Origin of the sequence: Psittacicella hinzii (genome assembly GCF_003585935.1) — a bacterium.
In the GTDB taxonomy this organism is placed as follows: Bacteria; Pseudomonadota; Gammaproteobacteria; order Enterobacterales; family Psittacicellaceae; genus Psittacicella; species Psittacicella hinzii.
The window spans coordinates 1-21,253 of record NZ_NRJG01000017.1 but is presented as its reverse complement, the minus strand read 5'-3'; the positions used below and the strand labels follow the sequence as shown (position 1 = coordinate 21,253).

Below are 21,253 nucleotides of genomic sequence, written 5' to 3'. Positions count from 1 at the left end.
AGCAGTTATTTTCCTTGTTTTACTTGCACAATGGCATCAACTACATAATCTAAATTATCTTGATTTAAACCGGCAAAATTAATACGTCCGGTATTTAAAAGATAAATACCAAATTCTTCACGTAAACGTAAAATTTGCTCTTTGGTTAAGGCTAAAAATGAGAAAAAGCCATTTTGTTGTAACACATAGCTAAAGTCAATACCATGAGCTAAAAGTTTGTCAACTAATAGCTGACGATTACGTTGTAAACGTAAACGGTAACTATTTAATTCTTCTTCCCATAATTGACGTAATTCTGGCGTAGTTAAAATAGTTTTTACTAAATTTGCACCACTGGCAATATTAGTTGAGTAAGAGCAACGAATTAGCTGTTTAAGGTTTGAAGTAACGATTTGTGCTTGTTCAGCTGATTTGCATTTAACGTTAATGTGTCCAATACGTTCACCATATAAACCAAAAGTTTTTGAGCATGAGAAAATATGCACAAATTGCTCAAGGTTTTGCGCGGCTAGACGTACTGCTAAACCATCTTCGTTAATGCCTTTACCATAACCTAAGTAAGCTTGGTCGAGGACTAAAATAGCTTGGTGTTTATTAATAACTTTAAACACTTCTAGCCATTGTTGTTCGCTTAAGTCAGCACCCGTAGGGTTATGGCAAACCGGATGCATTAATACTACATCACACGGTTGTAAATTTGCTTCTAAATCAGCAATTAATTGACTAAAGTCAAAGCTCATTAAGCTTGAACTATAGTATGGGTAACCATATACTTCATAACCAGCCGCTTGGAAAATATCAATATGATTTGACCAAGTTGGATCAGAAACAAAGCAGCGTTTTGAGCCAGCGAACTCACGTAAAGCGTCAGCGGTAACTCTTAAACCACCTGTTGCGGCTAAGGTTTGTACTGAAGCTAATTGTGCTAAAACTGGATTATCAGCACCATAAACAATATTGTTTACAGCGCGAATATATTCTAAATCACCTTCAATAGGTAAATAACTTTTAACAGGTGCTTTGTCTGCAAGTAATAAAGCTGCTTTACGAGCAGCAGTCATCATATCTAGACGACCTTTTTCATCAAAATATAAACCAATCGAAAGGTTAACTTTTTTCGGGTTGGTATTTGCTAAATATTCATCAAATAATCCTAGAATAGGATCATTAGGTTTTGGTTGTAAATTTGAAAATAACATGTTGGTCGATTAAAAGTAACAAGGATTTATAAAACGGTTGCGCGCTAAGGAAAAGTAGCGCTTTAATTGATTTTACCACAATTTTGAGAATTAACAATAGTCTGATGAATTTAAATTTGTAGTTGTTTTCTTTCTTATTTTGAGGAGTACAGGTTATAAAAAAAGTGTCCTAGAATTTTCTAGAACACTTTTTTGCAACTAACTATTTATTAAATAGCTGTTGTCCATTGTAATACGTATGCTTGTAATACTGTCATTACACAGATTAAAACGATAAACGCGATCGCGTGTTTTAATACTGTAGCAAGTAATTCACCTTCACGACCAGTTGAACCTGTTGCCGCACAACCGATAGCAATTGATTGTGGAGAAATTACTTTACCTGCAATTGAACCCATTGTATTAGACGCTGCTAATAGATTGTCATTTACATGGATTAAGTGCGCAGTAGTAACTTGTACTTTAGCAAATAGAGTATTAGAGTTAACAACCGAACCAGTTAAGAATACACCTAACATACCTAATAATGGAGCTAGTACTGGGAATACTACGCCAGTTTTACTTAATAGGATCGCGATTGAACTTGTTTGACCTGAATAGTCTGCAACTTTAGCGAATGCTAATACGAAGCAGATAGTCATAATAGGGAACATTAGTTGTTTTAAAGTAGCAACTAATACGCTTAAAATTACGTTGAATTTTACACGGAAAGCTACTACAGTGTAGATTGCAGCTAAACATAGAGCTGTACCTACAGAAGTTAACACATCAAATTTCCAAATAGCATTTTCTGCAGCTTGGTTTTCAACCGCAAAACGTGCACCTTTCATAATGTGTTGGTGTAAGCCTGGCATTTCAAACGAAGTTGTTAAGAAACTTAAAGCTTGTTTTACTGGTTGTAAAGTCCATACTAACGCTAAAATAGTGATAGCGATAAATGGAGACCAAGCGAAAATTGTTTGAGCAATAGAGTAGTGAGCTGTAGTTTCTTGATCTTTAGCTAGTTTTGTATTTTCAATGTAACCATCAGCAGTTAACATGCGTTTTGGTTTCCAAACTTTTGAGAATACAATGATTACAACCATTTCCACGATACCAAGAATAACGTCTGATAATTCGTGACCGATAAAGTTGTAACAAACTACAGTAGAGATAACACCAAAAATAGATACTACAAGAATCATTGGTAATACATCTTTAATACCTCTGATACCGTCAACCATTGCTGTTAACCAGAAAGGTAAAATAAAGATAACAATCGATAATTGACGAGAGATTAAACTACCAAGAATTGAAGCATCAATGTTAGTAACTTGTGCAGCTACAGTTACAGGGATACCAATAGCACCTGTAGGAGCTGGAGCCATGTTAGCAACTAGACATAAAGCCGCTGCCATAATTGGGTTTTTGAAACCACAACCGATTAATAATGCCGCACCAATAGCAATTGGAATACCGAAACCGGCAACGCCCTCTAAGAATGCACCGAATGCAAATGAAATTAGTAATACTTGGATACGTTGGTCGTTAGAAATACCAGAGATAAATGAACGAATAATATCGAATTTACCAGAACGTACACAAATGTTATAAATGAAGATTGCCCAAATAACAATCCATGCGATTGGCCATAAACCGCTTAAGATACCTAGTAGTGTAGCTGAAGCTGTTGCTTGTACTGGCATGCCAAAGAATGTAGCGATAATTGCTGCAATAACTAAAGTGCATAGAGCAGCAATGTGACCTTTTAGTTTTAATACTGTTAGAGCTAAAAGGAAGAAAATAATTGGAATTAACGCAACAATTGCTGTTAGGATTTCCGAACCACCAATGGCAGCATAGTTTTGCGTCCAAACATTAATGTGATCCACAATTGTACCTCATCGTAGAATATTAAAAACTTGCATATTATAACCCTTTGTTCACAATATTGCACTAGTTGTAAATAGCCTTGAAGGTTAAATTAATGTTTTTAGGTACAGTTAAATTTTGAAAAGAGAAGCAACTTTTACATATTTGCACGTCGAGTATAAAACTGCGAACTGCGAAAAAATTTCGTTTTAAGCAAAAGTTAATTCGAATCGTTTCTAAATATCAAATTATTTATGAGAGATTTAGCAAAACTTAAAACTTAAATTTATACTTAAGATCGCAAAAATGAATCATTAGATCTAACTAGTATTAGTTCTTAAAACAACTAACTTAGCCGTATGGTTGTAAAATGATGTTAAATTATGTGAAACTAGTCACAGTTATAATTGCTTGTGAACTTGGCATAAATTTGTGAAAAAATTAGTAATAACCAAGTTGTAAAGTAAACTTTTAATTGTAAATTCCTCTTATTTGCAACTCATAATTTAAAAATAAGCATGTACAAAATATTTTAAGTACCTCAAACTTAGATTAAATCGCTTATCTACTTGCAAAGGTGGGCATTTGGTGCTAAGCTAGAGATTGAGCAAAAATACTAAGACTACTCTTTTAAAGGTAGTTGAAGTCGAACTTTTATTTTTAAGCATTTTAAACTTATGACAAAAACTGAAGCTAAACCATTATTACGTAGCGACTATCAGCCGCTAGATTTTAAAATTGTAAATACCGATTTAGATTTTTATTTTGATACAGAAGGTGATTTTCGTGCAACCGTAAAATCAACCTTAGATTTTGAACGCCAAAATCCTCAAGCAAGTTCATTTTCACTAGATGGACAAGATCTAGAACTTTTATCTTTAAAAGTTAATGGTCAAGATTGGACTGATTATGAGTTAGAACTCTTACCAGGTGAAGGTAAGTTCCAAACATTGCACATTGACGTAAGTAAACTAGAAAATCTAGATAAATTTACAGTGCAAATCGAAAATACTTTAGAAGTTGCTAATAATAAACTTCTTTCTGGTATCTATAAAGCCGGTGAACATATTTGTTCACAATGTGAGTCTAAAAGCTTTAGATTAATTACCTATTATTTTGACCGTCCGGATAATCTTTCTTTATTTACAGTTAAAATTACGGCAAATAAGGAAAAATATCCATACTTACTCTCAAACGGTAATCCAGTAGAAAAAGGTGAAGCTGCAAATGGTTATCACTATGCAGTGTGGCATGATCCATTCCCAAAACCATGTTATCTATTTGCTTTAGTAGCTGGTGATTTTGATGTAATTAGTGATGAATTTACAACAAAATCAGGTCGTAAAGTAGATTTACAAATTTTTGGTGAAATCGGTAAAGCTGAACAATTACGTTTTGCTATGAGCTCGCTTAAACGTTCAATGAAATGGGACGAAGAGCGTTTTGGCTTAGAATATGATCTTGATTTATTTATGATCGTAGCTGTAAGCTTCTTTAATATGGGGGCGATGGAAAATAAAGGTTTAAATATTTTCAATGAATCGGCACTCGTAGGGGATAAAGATACAGCAACTGACGCTCGTTTAAAACGTATTGATAAGGTCGTAGGTCATGAATATTTCCACAACTGGACAGGTGACCGTATTACTTGTCGCGATTGGTTCCAATTAACCTTAAAAGAAGGGTTAACTGTATTCCGTGATCAAGAGTTTACTTCAGATACTTTCGATCGTACTATTGAACGTATCGAAAGCGTAAAAGTAATGCAAAACTTCCAGTTTGATGAAGATCGTGGTCCAACTTCACATCCAATTCGTCCAGAAAAAGTTGTAAGCCAAGATAACTTCTATACAGTTACGGTTTATGATAAAGGTTCTGAAGTAATTCGTATGATTCATACTCTTTTAGGTGAAGAGAACTTCCAAAAAGGGATGCGTTTATACGTAGAACGTCATGACGGACAAGCTGTAACCTGTGATGATTTCGTAGCAGCTATGGCTGATGCTTCTGGAGTAAACTTAGATAAGTTTAAACTTTGGTATAGTCAATCAGGTACACCACATGTAACCGTTGAGAAGAAATTTGATAGTCAAAATCAAATTCTAAGTGTACACTTTAGCCAAATTACGCACCCAACCAATGATCAGGCTGAAAAACAAGCTTTAGTAATTCCATTAAAAACAGTCTTCTTAAATCGTGAAGGTGAGCAAGTAACTGGTCTTAAAACTCTAGATGGAGAATTAGTACCAGAATTAATTGTGCTTGAAAACGATAGTTTAAGTTTAGAAATTGCTACTCCTTGTGATTTAGCAGTGGTGACTAATTTAGATTTCTCAGCACCTGTAATCTTACATCAAGAGTACGATTTACAAGAACGGGCCTTTATTGCAGAGCATGTACCAAATGAATATGCACGTTATCAAGCAGTACAAGACTTAAATTACGAGATTTATAAAGCTTACCTCTCAGGTGTACAAGTATATGCTGCTCAAGCTTTAGGTTTATATTTAGGTGTTTATCGTAGCTTATTAGAAAAAGCTTTAGATAATCCTGCTTTATATGCGCATTTATTAAGCTTTAGTTCACCATCAGTAATTGCAGCTCGTTTCGAAAAAGACTTAGATCCTTTAGCTTTAGAAAATATTTATCAACAAGTACAAATTGCTTTAAACCGTGCACACGGACATCGCGCAATTGAATTACTGGATAAATTACCAGCTACCGGTGCTTATGAATTTAACGTAACGCAAGCTGGTTTACGTGATCTACGTAAAACTTTATTAACTTTAGCAACGGTTAATGGTGAACATGCTGATAAAGTAGTAGAGTTATACACTAATGCGGATAACTTTACCGATCGTATTAATGTTTTAGGAGTTAACCTAACAAATAAATTAGGTTTAGATGAGCTTGAACAAGAGTTCTTAACTCGTTACCACGATGAAACTCTAGTTTTAGATGCTTACCAAAGTCTGAAAGCACAATTAGCTCCAGATCTAGAAGCAATTAAACAACAATTTACCTTACATACCTTTGACGCGCACAACCCAAATCGCGTGCGTTCAATTTTACAACCATTAGCACGTTTAAATTTTGCTGTAATGTATGCTCAAGATGGTTCAGGAATTAAATTTATTGCCCAACAAGCTTTACAAGCCGATAAATTTAACCCACAATTATCATCATTCTTAGTAGCTTTATTACTCAATTTCTTTAAACTATCTGCGCGTTATCAACAACAAATTCTTGCCGAACTAAAAGAGCTAAGTGCTCAACCTTTATCGAATAATATGCAAGAAAAAGTTGATAAAGCTTTAGAGATGGCTAAAAATTTAAATCTGCTTTAATTAGCTAGAAATAAAATATAGGCGCTTCAAAATAAATTGAAGCGCTAATTTTTATAGTGCTATACTGATTTAAGCTCTTAAGCGTATAAACATGTAAATGTATAAACGCTTGAATGCTAAGATTTAAGATATTTAAGGATTCGCTATTATGAGTAATAAAACTCTTAAACGTCTAGATTATCAACCTTTAGACTTTCGTATTGTTAATACTAATTTAGAAATTTGTTTAGATTTACCAGAAACAGCGGTAAAAGCACAATTTGTAGTAAAACGAGACAATCCCCAAGCTACATCTTTTACCCTTGATGGACAAAAACTCTCTTTACAAGAAGTAAAAATTAATGGTCAAGTATGGCAAGCGTACGAGCTTGTTGAACATGAAGGCGTTGATGGCTTTCAAAGTTTGACCGTAGATGTAAGTGCATTAGAAAAAGCTGATGCTTTTGAATTAGAAATTACCAATACCTTTAACCTTGCGGAAAACTTTTCGATGAGCGGTATTTACTGTTCAGAAGAAGTAATAGTTTCGCAATGTGAAGCGCAAGGCTTTAGACGTATTACTTTCTATTTTGACCGTCCGGATAATTTAGCCGTATTTACCACGAAATTAATTGCGAAAAAAGATTACCAATACTTATTAGCCAATGGTAATTTAGTAGAAAGCGGTGAAGCTGCTAATGGTTATCACTATGCTGTATGGGCTGACCCATATCCAAAACCATCATATCTATTTGCTTGTGTAGCTGGTAATTTTGACGTTTTAGATGACAAATTTACCACTAAATCAGGTCGTGAAGTAACTTTACGTCTCTTTGCTGAACCTGGTAAACTTGAGCAAATCCGCTTTGGTATGGAAGCACTAAAACGTGCCATGAAATGGGACGAAGAGCGTTTTGGTTTAGAGTATGACTTAGACATTTTTATGATTGTTGGTGTAAGTCACTTTAATGCCGGAGCAATGGAAAATAAAGGTCTGAACATTTTCAATGAGAACTTACTCATTGGATGTAAAAATACGGTAAACGATCTAGATCTAGAACGTATTGATTCTGTTATTGCGCATGAATATTTCCACAACTGGACAGGTGACCGTGTAACTTGTCGCGACTGGTTCCAATTAACCTTAAAAGAAGGCTTGACTGTGTTCCGTGATCAAGAATACACCTCAGATACTGTTGATCGTACAATCAAACGTATTTCTGACGTGCAAGTAATGGAAATGCACCAATTTATGGAAGATAGCGGTCCATTATCTCACCCGATTCGTCCAGATGAAGTAGAATCACAAGATAACTTCTATACTTCAACTGTATACGAAAAAGGTGCTGAAGTTATTCGTTTACTACATACGTTAATCGGAGAAGAGAACTTCCAAAAAGGGATGCGTTTATACTTCGAACGTCATGATGGTAAAGCTGTTACTTGTGATGACTTTGTAGATGCTATGGCAGATGCTTCGGGATTTGACGCTACTAAATTCCGCCGTTGGTATAGTCAATCAGGTACTCCAGAAGTAAAAGTTACTGCTAATTATGATGCAGCTAAGCAAACTTTAGATTTAACCTTTACTCAGCATACAGCTCCAACTTTTGATCAAGCAGAAAAATTACCTTTAGTCTTAGCACTAAAAACACAATTCTTAAGTCCTGAAGGGCAAATTCTCCATAATCTTAAAACCGAGACAGGTCAAGTTGTACCTGAAGTAATTGTTTTTGATCAAGAACAAGTTACTTATCGTATTGTTGATCTAGCTGCTAAACCTATTGTGGTAACTAATTTAGACTTTAGCTCTCCAGTAAAAATTAACCAAGAGTTTTTAACGCAAGATTTAGCAGTTATTGCTGCATATAGTGATAATTTATACGGTAAATACCAAGCTTATAAACGTTACTATATTCAACTCTTTAACAGCAATTTAGCTAATGTAGCTTCTGGTAAATTAGAGTTAGATGCGCAATTTACGCAAGTATTCCAAAGTCTATTTGCTTTAGCACAAACTCAACCATATATTTGTGCCAATATCTTAAATGCTATGAATTACCAATCGGTAGTTCAAGACGCTAAAGAGCCGGTAGATCCTATTGTTTACGCTGAATTAGATAAACAAATTCGTGTAACTTTATATCAACAATTTGCTCAAGAATTAAAAGATCTATACCAAAGCTTACCATTTACCGCATGGAAATATGATGCTCATGATAATGGAGTACGTGCTTTAAGAAGATCTTTATTATCCTTATTAACTGTTACAGGGCAAAACTTAGAGTTAATCCAAGATTTAGCACAAAAAGCTGATAACTATAATGATCGCTTAAGTGCAGTTATTGCAGTATTATGTAATGGCATTGGGCAATTATCTAATTTAGTAGAGCAATTTAAGCAACAACATAAAGCACACAACCAATGTATGGAAGAATTACTTGGTTTACAATTTGCTTATGCCGATAATATGGAGCAGTTCTTAACCTATACACAAGATCCTGCTTTCAATTATCAAAAACCAAATTGTAATTACTTCTTATTAGGTGGTTTCAGACGTAATGCTAAAGTTGCTTATTCTAATGAAGGTATTGAGTTCTTAAAAGATCTTGCTTTACGTGTAGATGGTTTTAACTCGCATGTTTCTCCTATGTACGGTAAATTCTTCAGTACGTTTTATAAATTTGCTGAACCATATCGTAGTAAAATGGTGCAAGCTCTGAAAGAATTAGCTGAAAATCATAATATTTCACGTAATCTATCAGAAGTTGTAACTAAATCTTATAAACTATCACAAACCAAATAGTTAAGAACTGCTGATAATTTATAAAATTAGTACTTTCCTAAAAAGTTTAGGGAAAAGTTTTTTACCAAATTGAGTCTATAGTTATTGAACTATAGACTCGTTTTGGTTGGAAACTTCAGTGATTATTTAGAGAATGTTGTTGGTTTAAATTTGACTTTTAAGGTTGAATCGATATAATAATCCTAATACTTCCTATTGTTTTACAATAGTTTTAAACACCAACCAATAAAGACTATGTACTATTTAATAGCTTTTATTAGAACGCTTGTTGTTTTAATTTACTGGATTCTTCTGTGCATTATTGCGTTTATTTGTTGTTTACCTCGTTTAAAAGATAAACGTAATATGTACGCCATTGCAACTTATGTACGTTGCTTACTAAAACCTGTTTATGGTTTAAATACTTATATTGAAAAAGAAGTAGACGAATTACCAAAAACTGCAGTCTATATTTCGAATCACCAAAATACCCTTGATATAGTTACGCTTGCCAAAATGATCCAACCTAATACCGTAACTGTAGGAAAAAGACAATTATCGTGGATTCCTATTTTTGGTTGGATGTATTGGGCAGCTGGTAATATTCTGATCGAAAAAACTTCAGCAAGTAAATCTTATAAAACTATCCAACAAGTGGTGGATAAAATTGTTAACCATCAATATTGTGTATGGTTATTCCCAGAAGGAACAAGATCTTACGGACGCTGGGAAATAGGTTCATTTAAAGCTGGGGCGTTTTTAACAGCTATTGAAGCTGGTGTACCTATAGTACCAATCGTGGTATCTGATTTAAATAAATACCGTATTGGTAAATTAGATAATGGGGAAGTAATTATGAAATACTTAAAACCCATTAATACCAAAGGTATGACCCGTGCCCAAGCTAAAGCTTTAGCTGCCGAACTTGAAGAATTATTTTTAACTGAATATCGCAAACTAAATGAAAAGGTAAGCAAAAAAGATTTTGCCGATTGCCAAGATATGGTAAAATTTAGTTTTGTTGATAATGCTGAGTGGATGGAAAAAAATCCAGCTTACGAATTTAAAGCAAGTAAAGACACTGCAAATACGCAAAGCTCAGCAGTTGAAAATACAGAACTTGCTCAAGATCTAGTTGAAGCTAATGATCTTGTTAAAGATCAAGTGAACACACAGACAGCCGAGCAAGTGCAAGACAAAGCAGATTCTTAATATTTAATAGCTTAAGATTTTAAAGTACTTAAGTTATAATTTTATGGGATTTACCCTAAACCGAATTTAGGTGAGATGTCTGAGAGGCCGAAAGAGCACGCCTGGAAAGTGTGTATACGTTAACGCGTATCGAGGGTTCGAATCCCTCTCTCACCGCCATTATTTAGGAAAAAATAGAATGCCAAATTATGGAGACAAAGCAACTAATTTAGTTTGGATTGATCTTGAAATGACCGGTTTGGATATAAATAAAGATGCCATTATTGAAATAGCTACTATTGTTACCGATAAAGATCTAAATATTTTAGCTTATGGTCCAGATCTGGCTATTCAAACTCCAGAAAGTGTTCTTGCCACTATGGATGATTTTGTGCTAAATATGCATACACAAAACGGTCTATTAGAGCGTGTAAGAAAATCAACAATTACCCTTGAACAAGCTGAAAAGATGACATTAGATTTTATTCAAAAATTTACTAATGTCCGTACAGCGCCTTTATGTGGTAATTCGATCGGTACTGATAAAATGTTTTTAGTTAAGCATATGCCTAATCTAGTAAAACATTTACACTACCGTATGATTGATGTTTCTACGATTAAACAATTAAACTTTTTATGGGGCTTTGACTATGCTTACGAGAAGCAAGGTACCCATCTAGCCTTAGATGATATTAAAGAATCTATTGGTGAATTAGCATTCTATCGTCAAAAGTTTTTCCAAAAATAAAAAGAAATCCTCTAGAGTAACCTCTAGAGGATATTTTTTTATGCCAAAATTGTCGTATTGTTTAATTTTTGCATTTTTAGTAAATGTTGACAATAGCTATAGTTATTTTTATTGTGCGAAACAAGAATTACAGTTGCTTGTAATTGTTGCGCATGACTAAAAATAGCTTCTAAAACTGCTTTTTCGATATCACTGTCAATTGATTCGGTTGGTTCATCGAGCACGATTAAACGTGCTGGAGATAAAAGAACGCGGGCAATCCCGATACGACGAATTTCTCCCCCAGATAAACTACGTCCACCATTTCCTAAAATTTGTCCGAGATTTTCAGCCAAATAGTCAAGCCCAACCGTAGTTAATACTTGTTTAGCTTGCTCAGGTGTTAAATCAGGATTAGCAATTTTTAGATTATCAAACAGGCTATCATTAAAAATATGTACTCTTTGACTTAAGTGGACACATAATTGACGTTGTAAGCCTGAGTTAGCATCAATGGTTTTAAACACTTGTCCTTGCTGATAGAGATCGAACTCAATATTACCAGTATAAGACTGCTCGAGACCGATTAAACAATTTAAGAAAGTAGTTTTACCTAAACCTGAATCTCCAGAGATTAAGTAAGTTTGTCCTGGAGCAAAACTTACATTTAAATTATTAATAATGGCATTCTGGTTGTAGGTAAAGTTTAAATTACTAACTTTAATCCCAATACTTTCGGTTTTAGCAAGAATATCTTGCTCTAAGCCTTGCGGATATAACTTTGATGTATCTGCATGATGAGGCTTAGCTTTATCTAAATCAACATCAATTAAATGTTGAGCTAAATCTGCAGCATCTTTATTAGCTAAGAGGGTTTCAAGATTTTTAGCTGAAGCAATAATTTGTCCTAAATGTAAAAACAAACTTGCTAGCGGAATAATAAACTCAATAGCACCTACTACTAAGAAGATAAAGATAGTTGCTAAACCAGGAAAACGTAAATCCGTTGCATGTAACACTTGTAAATAACTTGCGCCAAAAATCGCAACCGTGAGTAGAACTCCTAAGAGTAATTGCAGAATTAAAGTCGTAAGATTTGTGTGACGATCACGCTTTAATTGCTGCTGAATTAACTCTTGGTTAAGAGTTTCAAGCTGTTGCGTTTTTTGCTCTTGCTTTGCAAAAATAAGCGTTTCGAATTGGAGTTCAAGATAATTAAGAAAAGCTAATCTTAATTTAGTAGAACTTAATTCAATATTGGCACTGATTTTTTTCCCTAAAGGATAAAAAATCCATGGCACAATTAAAGTTACAAGGGTTAAACTACCGCCCACGACTAAAGCTAAGGCTGGACTAATAAAACTTAGACCTATAGTAAAGCCAATAAAGAGTAATAATGTACCTAAGAAAGGAATAATAATATTAACGTAAAAACCATCAAGATTATCAATATCTTTTAAAATACGATCGAATAACTCATTATCACTAATAGGAATGTTCGGAGTTTTGGCTTTTTGTTGGACATTTGAAGCATTGGTAGCACGTACTTCGTTGAGAATTTCTTTACCAGTACGTGGAGTTGCTTTTTTGTGCTCTTCCTTGTTCGTATTACGAGTGGTACTACTTTTAAACTGTGACATCTGTTTAATGTCTGTCGCTAAAGGTAGTAAGCTAGCAAAGATCTGAATACGTAATTTAGTTAAGACATCAAACGTAGCTTTGTGAGTTACTAAACGCTGGATATATTTAAGTGCCGTACGTGCAATAGCAAAACCACGCACTGAACTTGAAGGATAGAAAATATTAAAGTCAATTGATTTTGCAAGGTAACATGAAGCCAAAAACCAAGTGGATAAGGTTAAAAGTCCTAGACTCGAACCAAAACTTAAAATAGTTAGCACTAGTCCTAAGAACATGATAAAACCTTTACCAGCAAACAGACGCAACATTAATGAGAAAAACTTAAACATTATTGCCTCCGGTTAAGCTAATGCCTTGTTTGGTAAGAGTGTAGATTTTATCAAAGGCAGCACTTTGTTCTAGTCTATGGGTTACCATAAGTATCCCTTGCTGATGATGTTTAATATTATCAAAAATGGCTTTTTCAAGTTTAGCATCAAGATTAGCCGTTGGTTCATCGATAATTAAATACAGGTGCGGCTTAGCTAAAGCACGAGCCAAAGCTATACGCTGTACTTGTCCACCAGATAAACCAATATTGTGTTGCTGTACTTGGTATTGTAAACCACGTTCAGCAATTAAAGATTCTAATTGTGCTAGGACAATACTCTTTTTAATGCTCAATTTACTTAGACTATGTAGTTTAGCTAAGTATTGAGCATAATTGGTTAGTAATGTCGTACTTTGTTCGTGCTGAATCGTAGGGGCATTATCTAAATCATTAACAAAGAGATTACTCTTAAAGCTTAAGTTATTAAGAATAGTCGTTTGATCAAGATTTGGATTTTGTCCTAACCAACTAAAGTATGGGTAGAAAGTTTGCGGGTTAATATCAGTAAGTTCAACTCCATTAAAAGTTAAACTACCTGTATATGGATATAACCCTAATAGACAAGAAAGTAAACTAGTTTTTCCAGCACCTGATAAACCAATAATTGCTACTTTTTCCCCTAAACTAAAGCTAAAGTTTAAATTAGTGAGTAAAGGTTTACCAGCATGAGTATAAATAGTCAGATTAGTTGCTTGAATAATCGTATTTGCATCTAGAGCTAAATATTTCTCATCAGCTTTACTAAAAGGATAATTTAAAGCTAGTTTACTAGTTGCTGAACTTGCATCAAGAAATACTGGGCTAAAGCGACGTTTACCTTTTTTGCGTCCAGTTTTAGTTTGGTCTTGAGATTCAACTTTAGCCTCTGTATTAAGCTCATCTTTAGAAGCTGTGATAGCTTCGTTTGTAGCTTGAGCAGAGCTTTGATAAATTTTGCTTGAGCGAGTGTTAGTCGCTAGATCAATAGTTTTAAAACTCGAATCGTACAGGTCATCTTTTTCAGCAACTTGTTCTTGCTGCATTTTAACTTGATCAATATCAACGTACTCTTGGTTTTCTTGAGCTTGTTGATTAATGAACTTATCTAGTTCGTCCATGGCATTTAATGCTGATGAACGGTCATGATAAAACGTACCTAAGTCTCTTAAAGGTTGGAAAAACTCACCTGCTAAAGTTAAGCAGAAAAAGCCTGCAAAAAGTGTAATAGCTACGCCATTGTAACTACCACTTGTCCATTGCTCAAGATAAGCAATGCCAAAATATACTGCCATTAAGGCTACACACACTGAAGATAAAAACTCTAATACAGCCGAGTTTAAGAACGCAATTTTTAATAATTGCATTGTTGTGTGCGTGTAATTTTGGCTATTACTAGTCATCTTTTCAAGGGTTGCTTTTTGCTGGGAAAAAGCAATAATGGTTTTAATTCCTACGAGTTTGTCGTGGAACTGATTACCTAGATAGAGAAGATTTTTTAACTGTTTAGCATTCATTTCAGAGGTTTTTAAACCAATGAGAATCATAAAAATAGGTAATAGCGGGGAAGTAAGAAGTAATACTAAACCCGCAATCCAGTTTAAGCTAAAAACAGCAATTAAAATTAATAAAGGTTGAATGCGTGAAGTGATTGCTTGAGGGTAGAAACGAGCAATGTAATTGTTTAACAGTTCAACTTGTTCTAAATAGAAAATAGACATGTCTACTGTATTGTGTCCTAAACCTTTAGCCCCTAATTGTTGGCAACGTAAAACAACTTGTTCACGAACTTGTTGTCTTACCTTAGCTGCTTGCTTTTGGGTTAAACTCGAGCGCCAATAAATAGCAGCAGCTTTAACCAGCATAGTAACAAAAACAATTACTAAATAAATCCAAGAGTGTAAAAACTCATGTGGTTGATTTATTAATACACTTACAAGTTTGGTAATTGCCACAACTTGGGCAATAGTGGCTAAAGAAATAATTAACACAAACAGGCTTAGATAGCGTTTCATTGGTAGGCAATAACTATCTAGCATGCGAATAATATACTTTTGCCGTGCCTTATTCATGAGTTTTCCTAATAAAAAGATAAGCTAGCATAGGTTTAAATATGCTAGCTTTTACTTAGTGGTCAATTTGTTTATTTACTTTCAGCCTCTAAGTGAGCTAAATAGTGTTCTGCATCTAGGGCTGCTTGACAGCCTGAACCGGCTGAAGTAATAGCTTGGCGATAGGTAAAGTCTGATACATCACCAGCAGCAAATACCCCAGGTACGCTAGTCATAGTTGTATAGCGTTTACCTGTACCTTGCACATCAATATAGCCTTGTGTCATGGCTAATTGATCGGTAAAGATTTCGGTATTTGGGTGGTGACCAATTGAGATAAATGCACCTGGTACAGCAATGGTTTTTGTACTATTGTCTTCAACATTATTTAAAACAATTTCTTGTAAACCTTGTGCCATATCTCCTTTGAACTCATTTACTACATAAGGTAAATGCAATTCAATTTTACCTTCAGCTACTTTATCTGCTAGACGTTTTTGCAGAATTTTCTCGCCGCGGAATTCGTGACGACGGTGAATTAAGTGAACTTTTTTACAAATACCAGCTAAGTAAAGCGCTTCTTCGATGGCTACGTTACCGCCACCAACTACTGCCACTTCTTGGTTTTTATAGAAAAAGCCGTCACAAACCGCACAAGCTGAAATTCCCATTCCTTTAAATTTTTCTTCAGATGGTAAGCCTAAATATTTAGCTGAAGCACCAGTTGCAATAATAACCGCTTGCGCTAAGTATTCGTCTTTGGCACCAATTAATTTAAAAGGTTTTTGTGAAAAGTCTACAGCTTTAATGGTATCGGTAATAAATTCAGTACCCATGTTAATAGCATGTTTTTTCATGCTATCCATAAGTTCTCTACCTGTTGTGCGTTCAAAAGCACCAGGCCAGTTTTCAATTTCATCAGTAGTAGTTAATTGACCACCGATTTGTGGACCTGAAATTAATACCGGTTCTAGACCAGCACGAGCAGCGTATACGGCTGCTGTATAACCCGCCGGACCTGAACCTAAAATGATTAACTTTTTAGTTGTCATAAAATTATTGTAAATTAATGAGTATAAACTTTTGTACTTTGGCAAGTTTCGATTTAAAGTACGGTTTTATTATATCACAAGTATAATCTACAAAAGGAAACAGCGAGCTTGAAGCTCGCTGCTAAAAATTTAGGCTGTTGCTGTAGCAACGTGAATATATTTACGACGTTTTGGTGCTAATTCTTCTGGACTCAGATTTTTCTGTTTCCAGTCTTCATATTCAGTGAAGTTACCATCAAAGAATCTCACTTCACCAGAATCTGTATAATCCAGAATGTGCGTACAAATACGGTCTAAGAACCAACGGTCGTGCGAAATAACTAATGCATTACCAGGGAATTCAAGTAAGGCGTTTTCTAAAGCACGCATAGTTTCAACGTCTAAGTCGTTAGTTGGCTCGTCAAGTAAAAGAACGTTCCCACCTGTTTGCAGTAATTTAGCAAGGTGTACACGACCTCTTTCACCACCTGATAATTCACCAATACGTTTTTGCTGATCCGAACCTTTAAAGTTAAAACGACCAACATAAGCACGTGAAGGAATAGAGAATGAACCAATTTGCATAATATCTTGACCTTGGCTAATCTCTTCCCAAATGGTTTTGTTGTTATCTAGATTGTCACGGAATTGATCTACAGAAGCTACTTGTACTGTATCACCTAATTCAACTTGACCACTCGTAGGCTCTTCTTTACCAGTAATAATACGGAATAGAGTTGATTTACCAGCACCGTTCGCACCGATAATTCCTAAAATAGCACCTTTTGGTAAGCTAAAGTTTAGGTTTTCGAATAAAGTGCGGTCACCGTATTTTTTACTTAGGTTTTTAACTTCAAGCACTTTATCACCTAAACGCGCACCAACTGGAATAAAGATTTCGTTAGTTTCGTTACGTTTTTGGTACTCTTGTGAAGTTAATTCATCAAAGCGCGCCATACGAGCTTTTGATTTAGCGTGACGACCTTTAGGATTTTGTCTTACCCATTCAAGTTCTTTTTGAATAGATTTTTGACGAGCGTTTTCAGTGTTTTGTTCGATTGCTAAACGTTTTTCTTTTTGTTCTAGCCATGAACTATAGTTACCTTCCCATGGAATACCTTCACCACGGTCAAGTTCAAGGATCCAACCAGCAACATTATCTAAGAAGTAACGGTCGTGGGTTACAGCTACTACAGTTCCTTCGAATTTTTCTAGGAACGCCTCTAACCAAGCCACAGATTCAGCGTCTAAGTGGTTAGTAGGCTCATCTAGTAGTAGCATATCAGGACGTTCTAGTAATAAACGACAAATTGCTACACGACGTTTCTCACCCCCTGAGAGGTTTTTAATTAAAGCGTCATCTGGGGGTAGACGTAAAGCTTCTTTAGCAATTTCAACTTCGTGTTCAGCTAAACCATTAGCTTGAATTAACGATTCGTATTTGCTTTGTTCAGCAGCTAATTTTTCAAAATCAGCATCTGGTTCAGCGTAAGCTGCATAAATGCGTTCTAACTCTTTGTGCGCATTTAAAACATCTTTTAATGCTTCATCAACGGTTTCTTTAACCGTTTTTTCAGGATCTAAAACAGGTTCTTGTGGTAAGTAACCAATTTTAATGCCTGGTTGTGGACGTGCTGTACCGTCAAAATTAGTATCAACTCCCGACATAATGCGTAGTAAAGTTGATTTGCCTGCACCATTTAAACCTAATACCCCAATTTTTGCGCCTGGGAAAAAGCTTAAGTTAATATCTTTTAAAATAAAACGATTGTTTGGTTGCACTACTTTAGATAAGCGGTGCATTGTAAACACAAATTGATTGCTCATAGAAAATATAAGTAATACGAAGTGTAATAAATAAGCTAGTCAATGATTTCGGTTAAGTATGGATCTGCTAATTCTTTGCTGGCATTTACGCAATGAGCAAACAATTTCGCACATTCATGAGCATCGAATAAAGCATTATGTGCTTTACTGGTATCAAAAGATTCGCTTGGTAGTTTATTAATAGCAACTTTTAATCTTGAATCACCTAAGAAAACAGCTCCGAGCACTCCCGTATCAAAACTTACAAACGGGTGGAAAGGAATACGTTTTACTTTACATTCTTCAAGATAATGGTAGATAAAGCCTAAATCGAAGTTAACGTTGTGAGCTGTAAGTACGGTACGTTTACAATTATGAGCTTTTTGTGCACTGCGCGCAAATTTACAAAGAGCCGTTAAGGCTGTTTCTAAATCTACAGCTTTGCGATAATAGTCAAAAGGATTAATTTTCGTAATTCTTAAAGAATCTGGATTAATACTTTTACCAGCTAAAGGATGCACATTTAAAGATAATTCAGCGTAAGGCACTAATTCTAATTGTTCATTAAAAGTTAAGGCTACGGCTGCAATCTGAATAATTGAGTTTTGGTGATAATCAACCCCTGTAGTTTCAATATCAACGACTAGAGGATAATAACCACGAAAACGTTTTGCCATATATTCGGCTGCTTTAGCGTGTACTTCTAGACTTTTATCTAATTGAGAGCTTTCAGCATAGTTAGTGAATTGATGCCCGTTATACTCCTTAACTCCATTTACATGGTCGTTTACAAATAAACTATAGTCAAAAGTTTGAGCCAAATCACAAATGTAGGCTATTTGCTCATCAGTAAATTCATTAGTTGGAGAGTTTTCTCCAACTAACGAGCGTTTGTTCTCGGTCATGAGAGTATTAAACCTCTTTAGAACCTGCTTCTGGACGAGAACTTAATTCAATAAATTCAATTTTATAACCGTCTGGATCTTCAACGAAAGCAATAACTGTTTTACCGCCTTTTACCGGACCGGCCTCACGGGTAACTTTACCACCACATGCACGTACTTTTTCACATGCTTGCGCTGCGTTTTCTACACCGATTGCTACGTGACCATAGCCAGTACCTAAATCGTAAGGTTGTTCTTGATCCCAGTTATAAGTTAATTCAATTTCTGCTTGCTCAGGATTTGCTTCGTAACCTAAGAAAGTTAAAGAATATCTAAATTCTGGGTTTTCTGAAGTACGTAACACTTTCATACCAAGAGCTTCGGTATAGAATTTAACTGAAGCTTCTAAATCTTTAACCCTGATCATAGTGTGTAATAAACGATTCATAAACATCTCCTGTAGTCAAAAATTGTTAATAAGCAGAAGAAAAAAGATCTCATGAGAGATCAATAATTCTATTAGTAATTTATTATTTAGTCAAAGCTTAATTTATCTAACTAGTATTTTATTACAGCAAGTTAAATTGCGGAGTAAAAAGGCAGTTCCTTGCACCTTGCCTAATTTCTCCAGTGCTAACTGTTAGAGTTCATCCGCATGGTGGATTAAAATAAATTTTTCCCACAGAGTTTCTTGATCTTCGATGTGATCAGGATCTTTAATAATACACTTATTAATAGGACAGCATGCTTGACACGTAGGTGCATCATAATGTCCTACACACTCTGTACATAATAACGGATCTATTTCATAGATATGTTCACCAATCGAAATAGCCTGATTAGGACATTCAGGTAAACACATATCACAGTTAGTACATTTTTCAGTTATTAAGAGAGCCATGATGCTAATGTGAGAATTAATAATAGAATTACTAATAAAGGGCAAATGCTTAAGTCATAATCTTAAATTGTGTTAACTTAAGTCTAATTTGCAAACCTATATTATAACATTCTGGATTGATTTTTGCATTAAAGAAACCCCTCAAGCCATAGCTTAAGGGGTGATATATAACCATTTTACTGGTAAATTAACTAAATAACTAAAATTATTTAGTTTCAAGACGCTCTTTAATACGAGTCGCTTTACCAGATAAGTTACGTAAGTAGTAAAGTTTAGCTTTACGTACAGCACCTTTACGTTTAACTACGATTGAATCGATGATTGGTGAGTGAGTTTGGAATACACGCTCAACACCTTCACCGTTAGAGATTTTACGTAAAGTAAATGCTGAATGCAAGCCGCGGTTACGTTTAGCGATAACCACTCCTTCAAAGGCTTGCAGACGTCTTTTATTACCTTCAACAACCCATACTTTAACTTCTAAAGTATCACCTGTACGGAAACTAGGTACATCGGTTTTTAATTGTGCTTCTTCAAGCTTTTTAATGATATTACTCATTGAAAAATTCCTCATACCAGATAACAGTAGTCAGTAGAGTTCTATACTTTCGGTATAGACTAACTATTCCTCTGTCAGAGCTAGAAAAAAAGATAAAAATTTATATTATTTAAAAAGGGTGTCTTGAATACTTCAAGAGAGTGCTGCGGATAATGACAGCAAAAATACGATTAATTAAGCAGCTTTTTGAGCTTCTTTAACAAGGCTAGCAACACGATCAGATAATTGTGCACCTTTACCTTGCCAGTTTTTAATAGCTTCTAAGTTTAATTCTAAACGTTTAGCTTGACCTGAAGCTAATGGGTTGAAATAACCTACGCGTTCGATGAAGCGACCATCACGTGCAAAACGTTGATCTGCAACAACTACTTGATAGAATGGGCGTTTTTTAGAACCGCCACGTGATAAACGAATAACTACCATGTGTGTTTTCCTTTAAAAATTAAAAATGAATTATTAAATGTAATAAAAATTTGAAGGATAATTGCTTCTACTTAAAGTGGAATATTAATCTCTAAAATAAAAACAACTTTGCCTATTATAACAAAAAATAATTTTTAAATTTGTACTTTTATCAATAGCACATATGCAAAATGGTGAGGTTAATAACCCCACCATTTTCTCGTGCGTCCAGTATGCACTTACTCCGAAGGTACGGGCAAGGCTAACGCCTTGCCGTCAGTCCTTACAAGGCTGGCAGTATCCTCTACAAGTCTGCGAGATAAGACGAGTAGTGATCCAGTGCCTACATTTTATGTTAAAGGACTGTTGGTAAAAGGTTAGGTTTCAATTGGAGGAGTGGGGCTGCTAACCCCAAGATCAACACTTAACTTAAGTTGATTGAAGTGCTTACCTGGAGAGGGCTATCTATGACCTTAAGATAGCAGTCAGCAGAGGTCATAGTAGGCTAAGAGTAGCACCTTAGTTCAAAGGATCGAAACGTCACGACGCGAAA

At 35.0% G+C, this 21,253-nt stretch carries 15 protein-coding genes and 1 tRNA gene; 5 read left to right on the top strand and 11 right to left on the bottom strand.

Features of this window, described 5'->3' with window-relative positions:
- Positions 1 to 5 precede the first annotated feature (5 nt).
- Together CKF58_RS00945 and CKF58_RS00940 are read right to left on the bottom strand one after the other, a co-directional pair.
- Entirely contained in the window at positions 6 to 1,199 is a 1,194-nt protein-coding gene (locus CKF58_RS00945; RefSeq protein ID WP_119530117.1) for an amino acid aminotransferase, read from the bottom strand.
- 209 nt (positions 1,200 to 1,408) lie between these two features.
- Positions 1,409 to 3,070 carry an L-lactate permease gene (locus tag CKF58_RS00940; protein ID WP_222987634.1) on the bottom strand — a complete coding sequence of 554 codons (1,662 nt, stop codon included), beginning with the start codon at positions 3,068 to 3,070 and terminating at the stop codon, positions 1,409 to 1,411.
- Between the two features lie 657 nt (positions 3,071 to 3,727).
- On the opposite strand from CKF58_RS00940, the gene pepN (CKF58_RS00935) reads away from it, so the two are divergent.
- The 5 genes from pepN (CKF58_RS00935) to orn all read left to right on the top strand — a co-directional run bounded on the left by pepN (CKF58_RS00935) (position 3,728) and on the right by orn (position 11,100).
- Positions 3,728 to 6,397 (top strand): aminopeptidase N, encoded by a 2,670-nt coding sequence (gene pepN / locus CKF58_RS00935; RefSeq protein ID WP_119530115.1) that lies wholly within the window; start codon positions 3,728 to 3,730, stop codon positions 6,395 to 6,397.
- 148 nt (positions 6,398 to 6,545) lie between these two features.
- On the top strand, positions 6,546 to 9,182 hold the full coding sequence (gene pepN, locus CKF58_RS00930) for an aminopeptidase N (RefSeq protein WP_119530114.1): 2,637 nt from the start codon (positions 6,546 to 6,548) through the stop codon (positions 9,180 to 9,182).
- 234 nt (positions 9,183 to 9,416) lie between these two features.
- On the top strand, positions 9,417 to 10,373 hold the full coding sequence (locus CKF58_RS00925; RefSeq protein WP_119530113.1) for a 1-acylglycerol-3-phosphate O-acyltransferase: 957 nt from the start codon (positions 9,417 to 9,419) through the stop codon (positions 10,371 to 10,373).
- Positions 10,374 to 10,442: 69 nt separating this feature from the next.
- Positions 10,443 to 10,532: transfer RNA gene (locus tag CKF58_RS00920), tRNA-Ser, on the top strand.
- A 19-nt stretch (positions 10,533 to 10,551) separates the two neighbouring features.
- Positions 10,552 to 11,100 (top strand): oligoribonuclease, encoded by a 549-nt coding sequence (gene orn / locus CKF58_RS00915; RefSeq protein WP_119530112.1) that lies wholly within the window; start codon positions 10,552 to 10,554, stop codon positions 11,098 to 11,100.
- A 38-nt stretch (positions 11,101 to 11,138) separates the two neighbouring features.
- On the opposite strand, the gene CKF58_RS00910 is transcribed toward orn, so the two are convergent.
- From CKF58_RS00910 to rpsP, 9 genes are all read right to left on the bottom strand, one after another.
- Complete coding sequence (locus CKF58_RS00910) at positions 11,139 to 13,049, bottom strand: amino acid ABC transporter ATP-binding/permease protein (protein ID WP_119530111.1); 1,911 nt, start codon at positions 13,047 to 13,049, stop codon at positions 11,139 to 11,141.
- The gene (locus tag CKF58_RS00905; RefSeq protein ID WP_119530110.1) at positions 13,042 to 15,138 is read right to left on the bottom strand and encodes an ATP-binding cassette domain-containing protein; all 2,097 of its coding nucleotides are present in this window, start codon (positions 15,136 to 15,138) and stop codon (positions 13,042 to 13,044) included. Before CKF58_RS00905 ends, CKF58_RS00910 begins: the two co-directional genes overlap by 8 nt.
- A 71-nt stretch (positions 15,139 to 15,209) precedes the next feature.
- The gene (trxB, locus tag CKF58_RS00900; protein ID WP_119530109.1) at positions 15,210 to 16,169 is read right to left on the bottom strand and encodes a thioredoxin-disulfide reductase; all 960 of its coding nucleotides are present in this window, start codon (positions 16,167 to 16,169) and stop codon (positions 15,210 to 15,212) included.
- Between the two features lie 129 nt (positions 16,170 to 16,298).
- Positions 16,299 to 17,975 carry an energy-dependent translational throttle protein EttA gene (gene ettA / locus CKF58_RS00895; protein WP_119530108.1) on the bottom strand — a complete coding sequence of 559 codons (1,677 nt, stop codon included), beginning with the start codon at positions 17,973 to 17,975 and terminating at the stop codon, positions 16,299 to 16,301.
- A gap of 35 nt (positions 17,976 to 18,010) precedes the next feature.
- Positions 18,011 to 18,859, bottom strand: a complete 849-nt coding sequence (locus CKF58_RS00890; protein WP_119530107.1) for an exonuclease domain-containing protein — start codon at positions 18,857 to 18,859, stop codon at positions 18,011 to 18,013.
- A gap of 7 nt (positions 18,860 to 18,866) precedes the next feature.
- Positions 18,867 to 19,286: a lactoylglutathione lyase gene (gloA, locus tag CKF58_RS00885; RefSeq protein WP_119530106.1), complete on the bottom strand. Its 420-nt coding sequence runs from the start codon at positions 19,284 to 19,286 to the stop codon at positions 18,867 to 18,869.
- 192 nt (positions 19,287 to 19,478) lie between these two features.
- Entirely contained in the window at positions 19,479 to 19,739 is a 261-nt protein-coding gene (locus CKF58_RS00880; RefSeq protein ID WP_119530105.1) for a YfhL family 4Fe-4S dicluster ferredoxin, read from the bottom strand.
- A gap of 205 nt (positions 19,740 to 19,944) precedes the next feature.
- On the bottom strand, positions 19,945 to 20,298 hold the full coding sequence (gene rplS, locus CKF58_RS00875; RefSeq protein WP_119530104.1) for a 50S ribosomal protein L19: 354 nt from the start codon (positions 20,296 to 20,298) through the stop codon (positions 19,945 to 19,947).
- 174 nt (positions 20,299 to 20,472) lie between these two features.
- Positions 20,473 to 20,721, bottom strand: a complete 249-nt coding sequence (rpsP, locus tag CKF58_RS00870; RefSeq protein WP_119530103.1) for a 30S ribosomal protein S16 — start codon at positions 20,719 to 20,721, stop codon at positions 20,473 to 20,475.
- Between the last annotated feature and the right edge of the window lie 532 nt (positions 20,722 to 21,253).

Bases quoted from the DNA above. Each gene is read 5' to 3' on its own strand.
- CKF58_RS00945 (WP_119530117.1), bottom strand. From the start codon at position 1,199: ATGTTATTTTCAAATTTACAACCAAAACCTAATGATCCTATTCTAGGA.
- pepN (WP_119530115.1), top strand. From the start codon at position 3,728: ATGACAAAAACTGAAGCTAAACCATTATTACGTAGCGACTATCAGCCG.
- pepN (WP_119530114.1), top strand. From the start codon at position 6,546: ATGAGTAATAAAACTCTTAAACGTCTAGATTATCAACCTTTAGACTTT.
- CKF58_RS00925 (WP_119530113.1), top strand. From the start codon at position 9,417: ATGTACTATTTAATAGCTTTTATTAGAACGCTTGTTGTTTTAATTTAC.
- orn (WP_119530112.1), top strand. From the start codon at position 10,552: ATGCCAAATTATGGAGACAAAGCAACTAATTTAGTTTGGATTGATCTT.
- CKF58_RS00910 (WP_119530111.1), bottom strand. From the start codon at position 13,049: ATGTTTAAGTTTTTCTCATTAATGTTGCGTCTGTTTGCTGGTAAAGGT.
- CKF58_RS00905 (WP_119530110.1), bottom strand. From the start codon at position 15,138: ATGAATAAGGCACGGCAAAAGTATATTATTCGCATGCTAGATAGTTAT.
- trxB (WP_119530109.1), bottom strand. From the start codon at position 16,169: ATGACAACTAAAAAGTTAATCATTTTAGGTTCAGGTCCGGCGGGTTAT.
- ettA (WP_119530108.1), bottom strand. From the start codon at position 17,975: ATGAGCAATCAATTTGTGTTTACAATGCACCGCTTATCTAAAGTAGTG.
- CKF58_RS00890 (WP_119530107.1), bottom strand. From the start codon at position 18,859: ATGACCGAGAACAAACGCTCGTTAGTTGGAGAAAACTCTCCAACTAAT.
- gloA (WP_119530106.1), bottom strand. From the start codon at position 19,286: ATGAATCGTTTATTACACACTATGATCAGGGTTAAAGATTTAGAAGCT.
- CKF58_RS00880 (WP_119530105.1), bottom strand. From the start codon at position 19,739: ATGGCTCTCTTAATAACTGAAAAATGTACTAACTGTGATATGTGTTTA.
- rplS (WP_119530104.1), bottom strand. From the start codon at position 20,298: ATGAGTAATATCATTAAAAAGCTTGAAGAAGCACAATTAAAAACCGAT.
- rpsP (WP_119530103.1), bottom strand. From the start codon at position 20,721: ATGGTAGTTATTCGTTTATCACGTGGCGGTTCTAAAAAACGCCCATTC.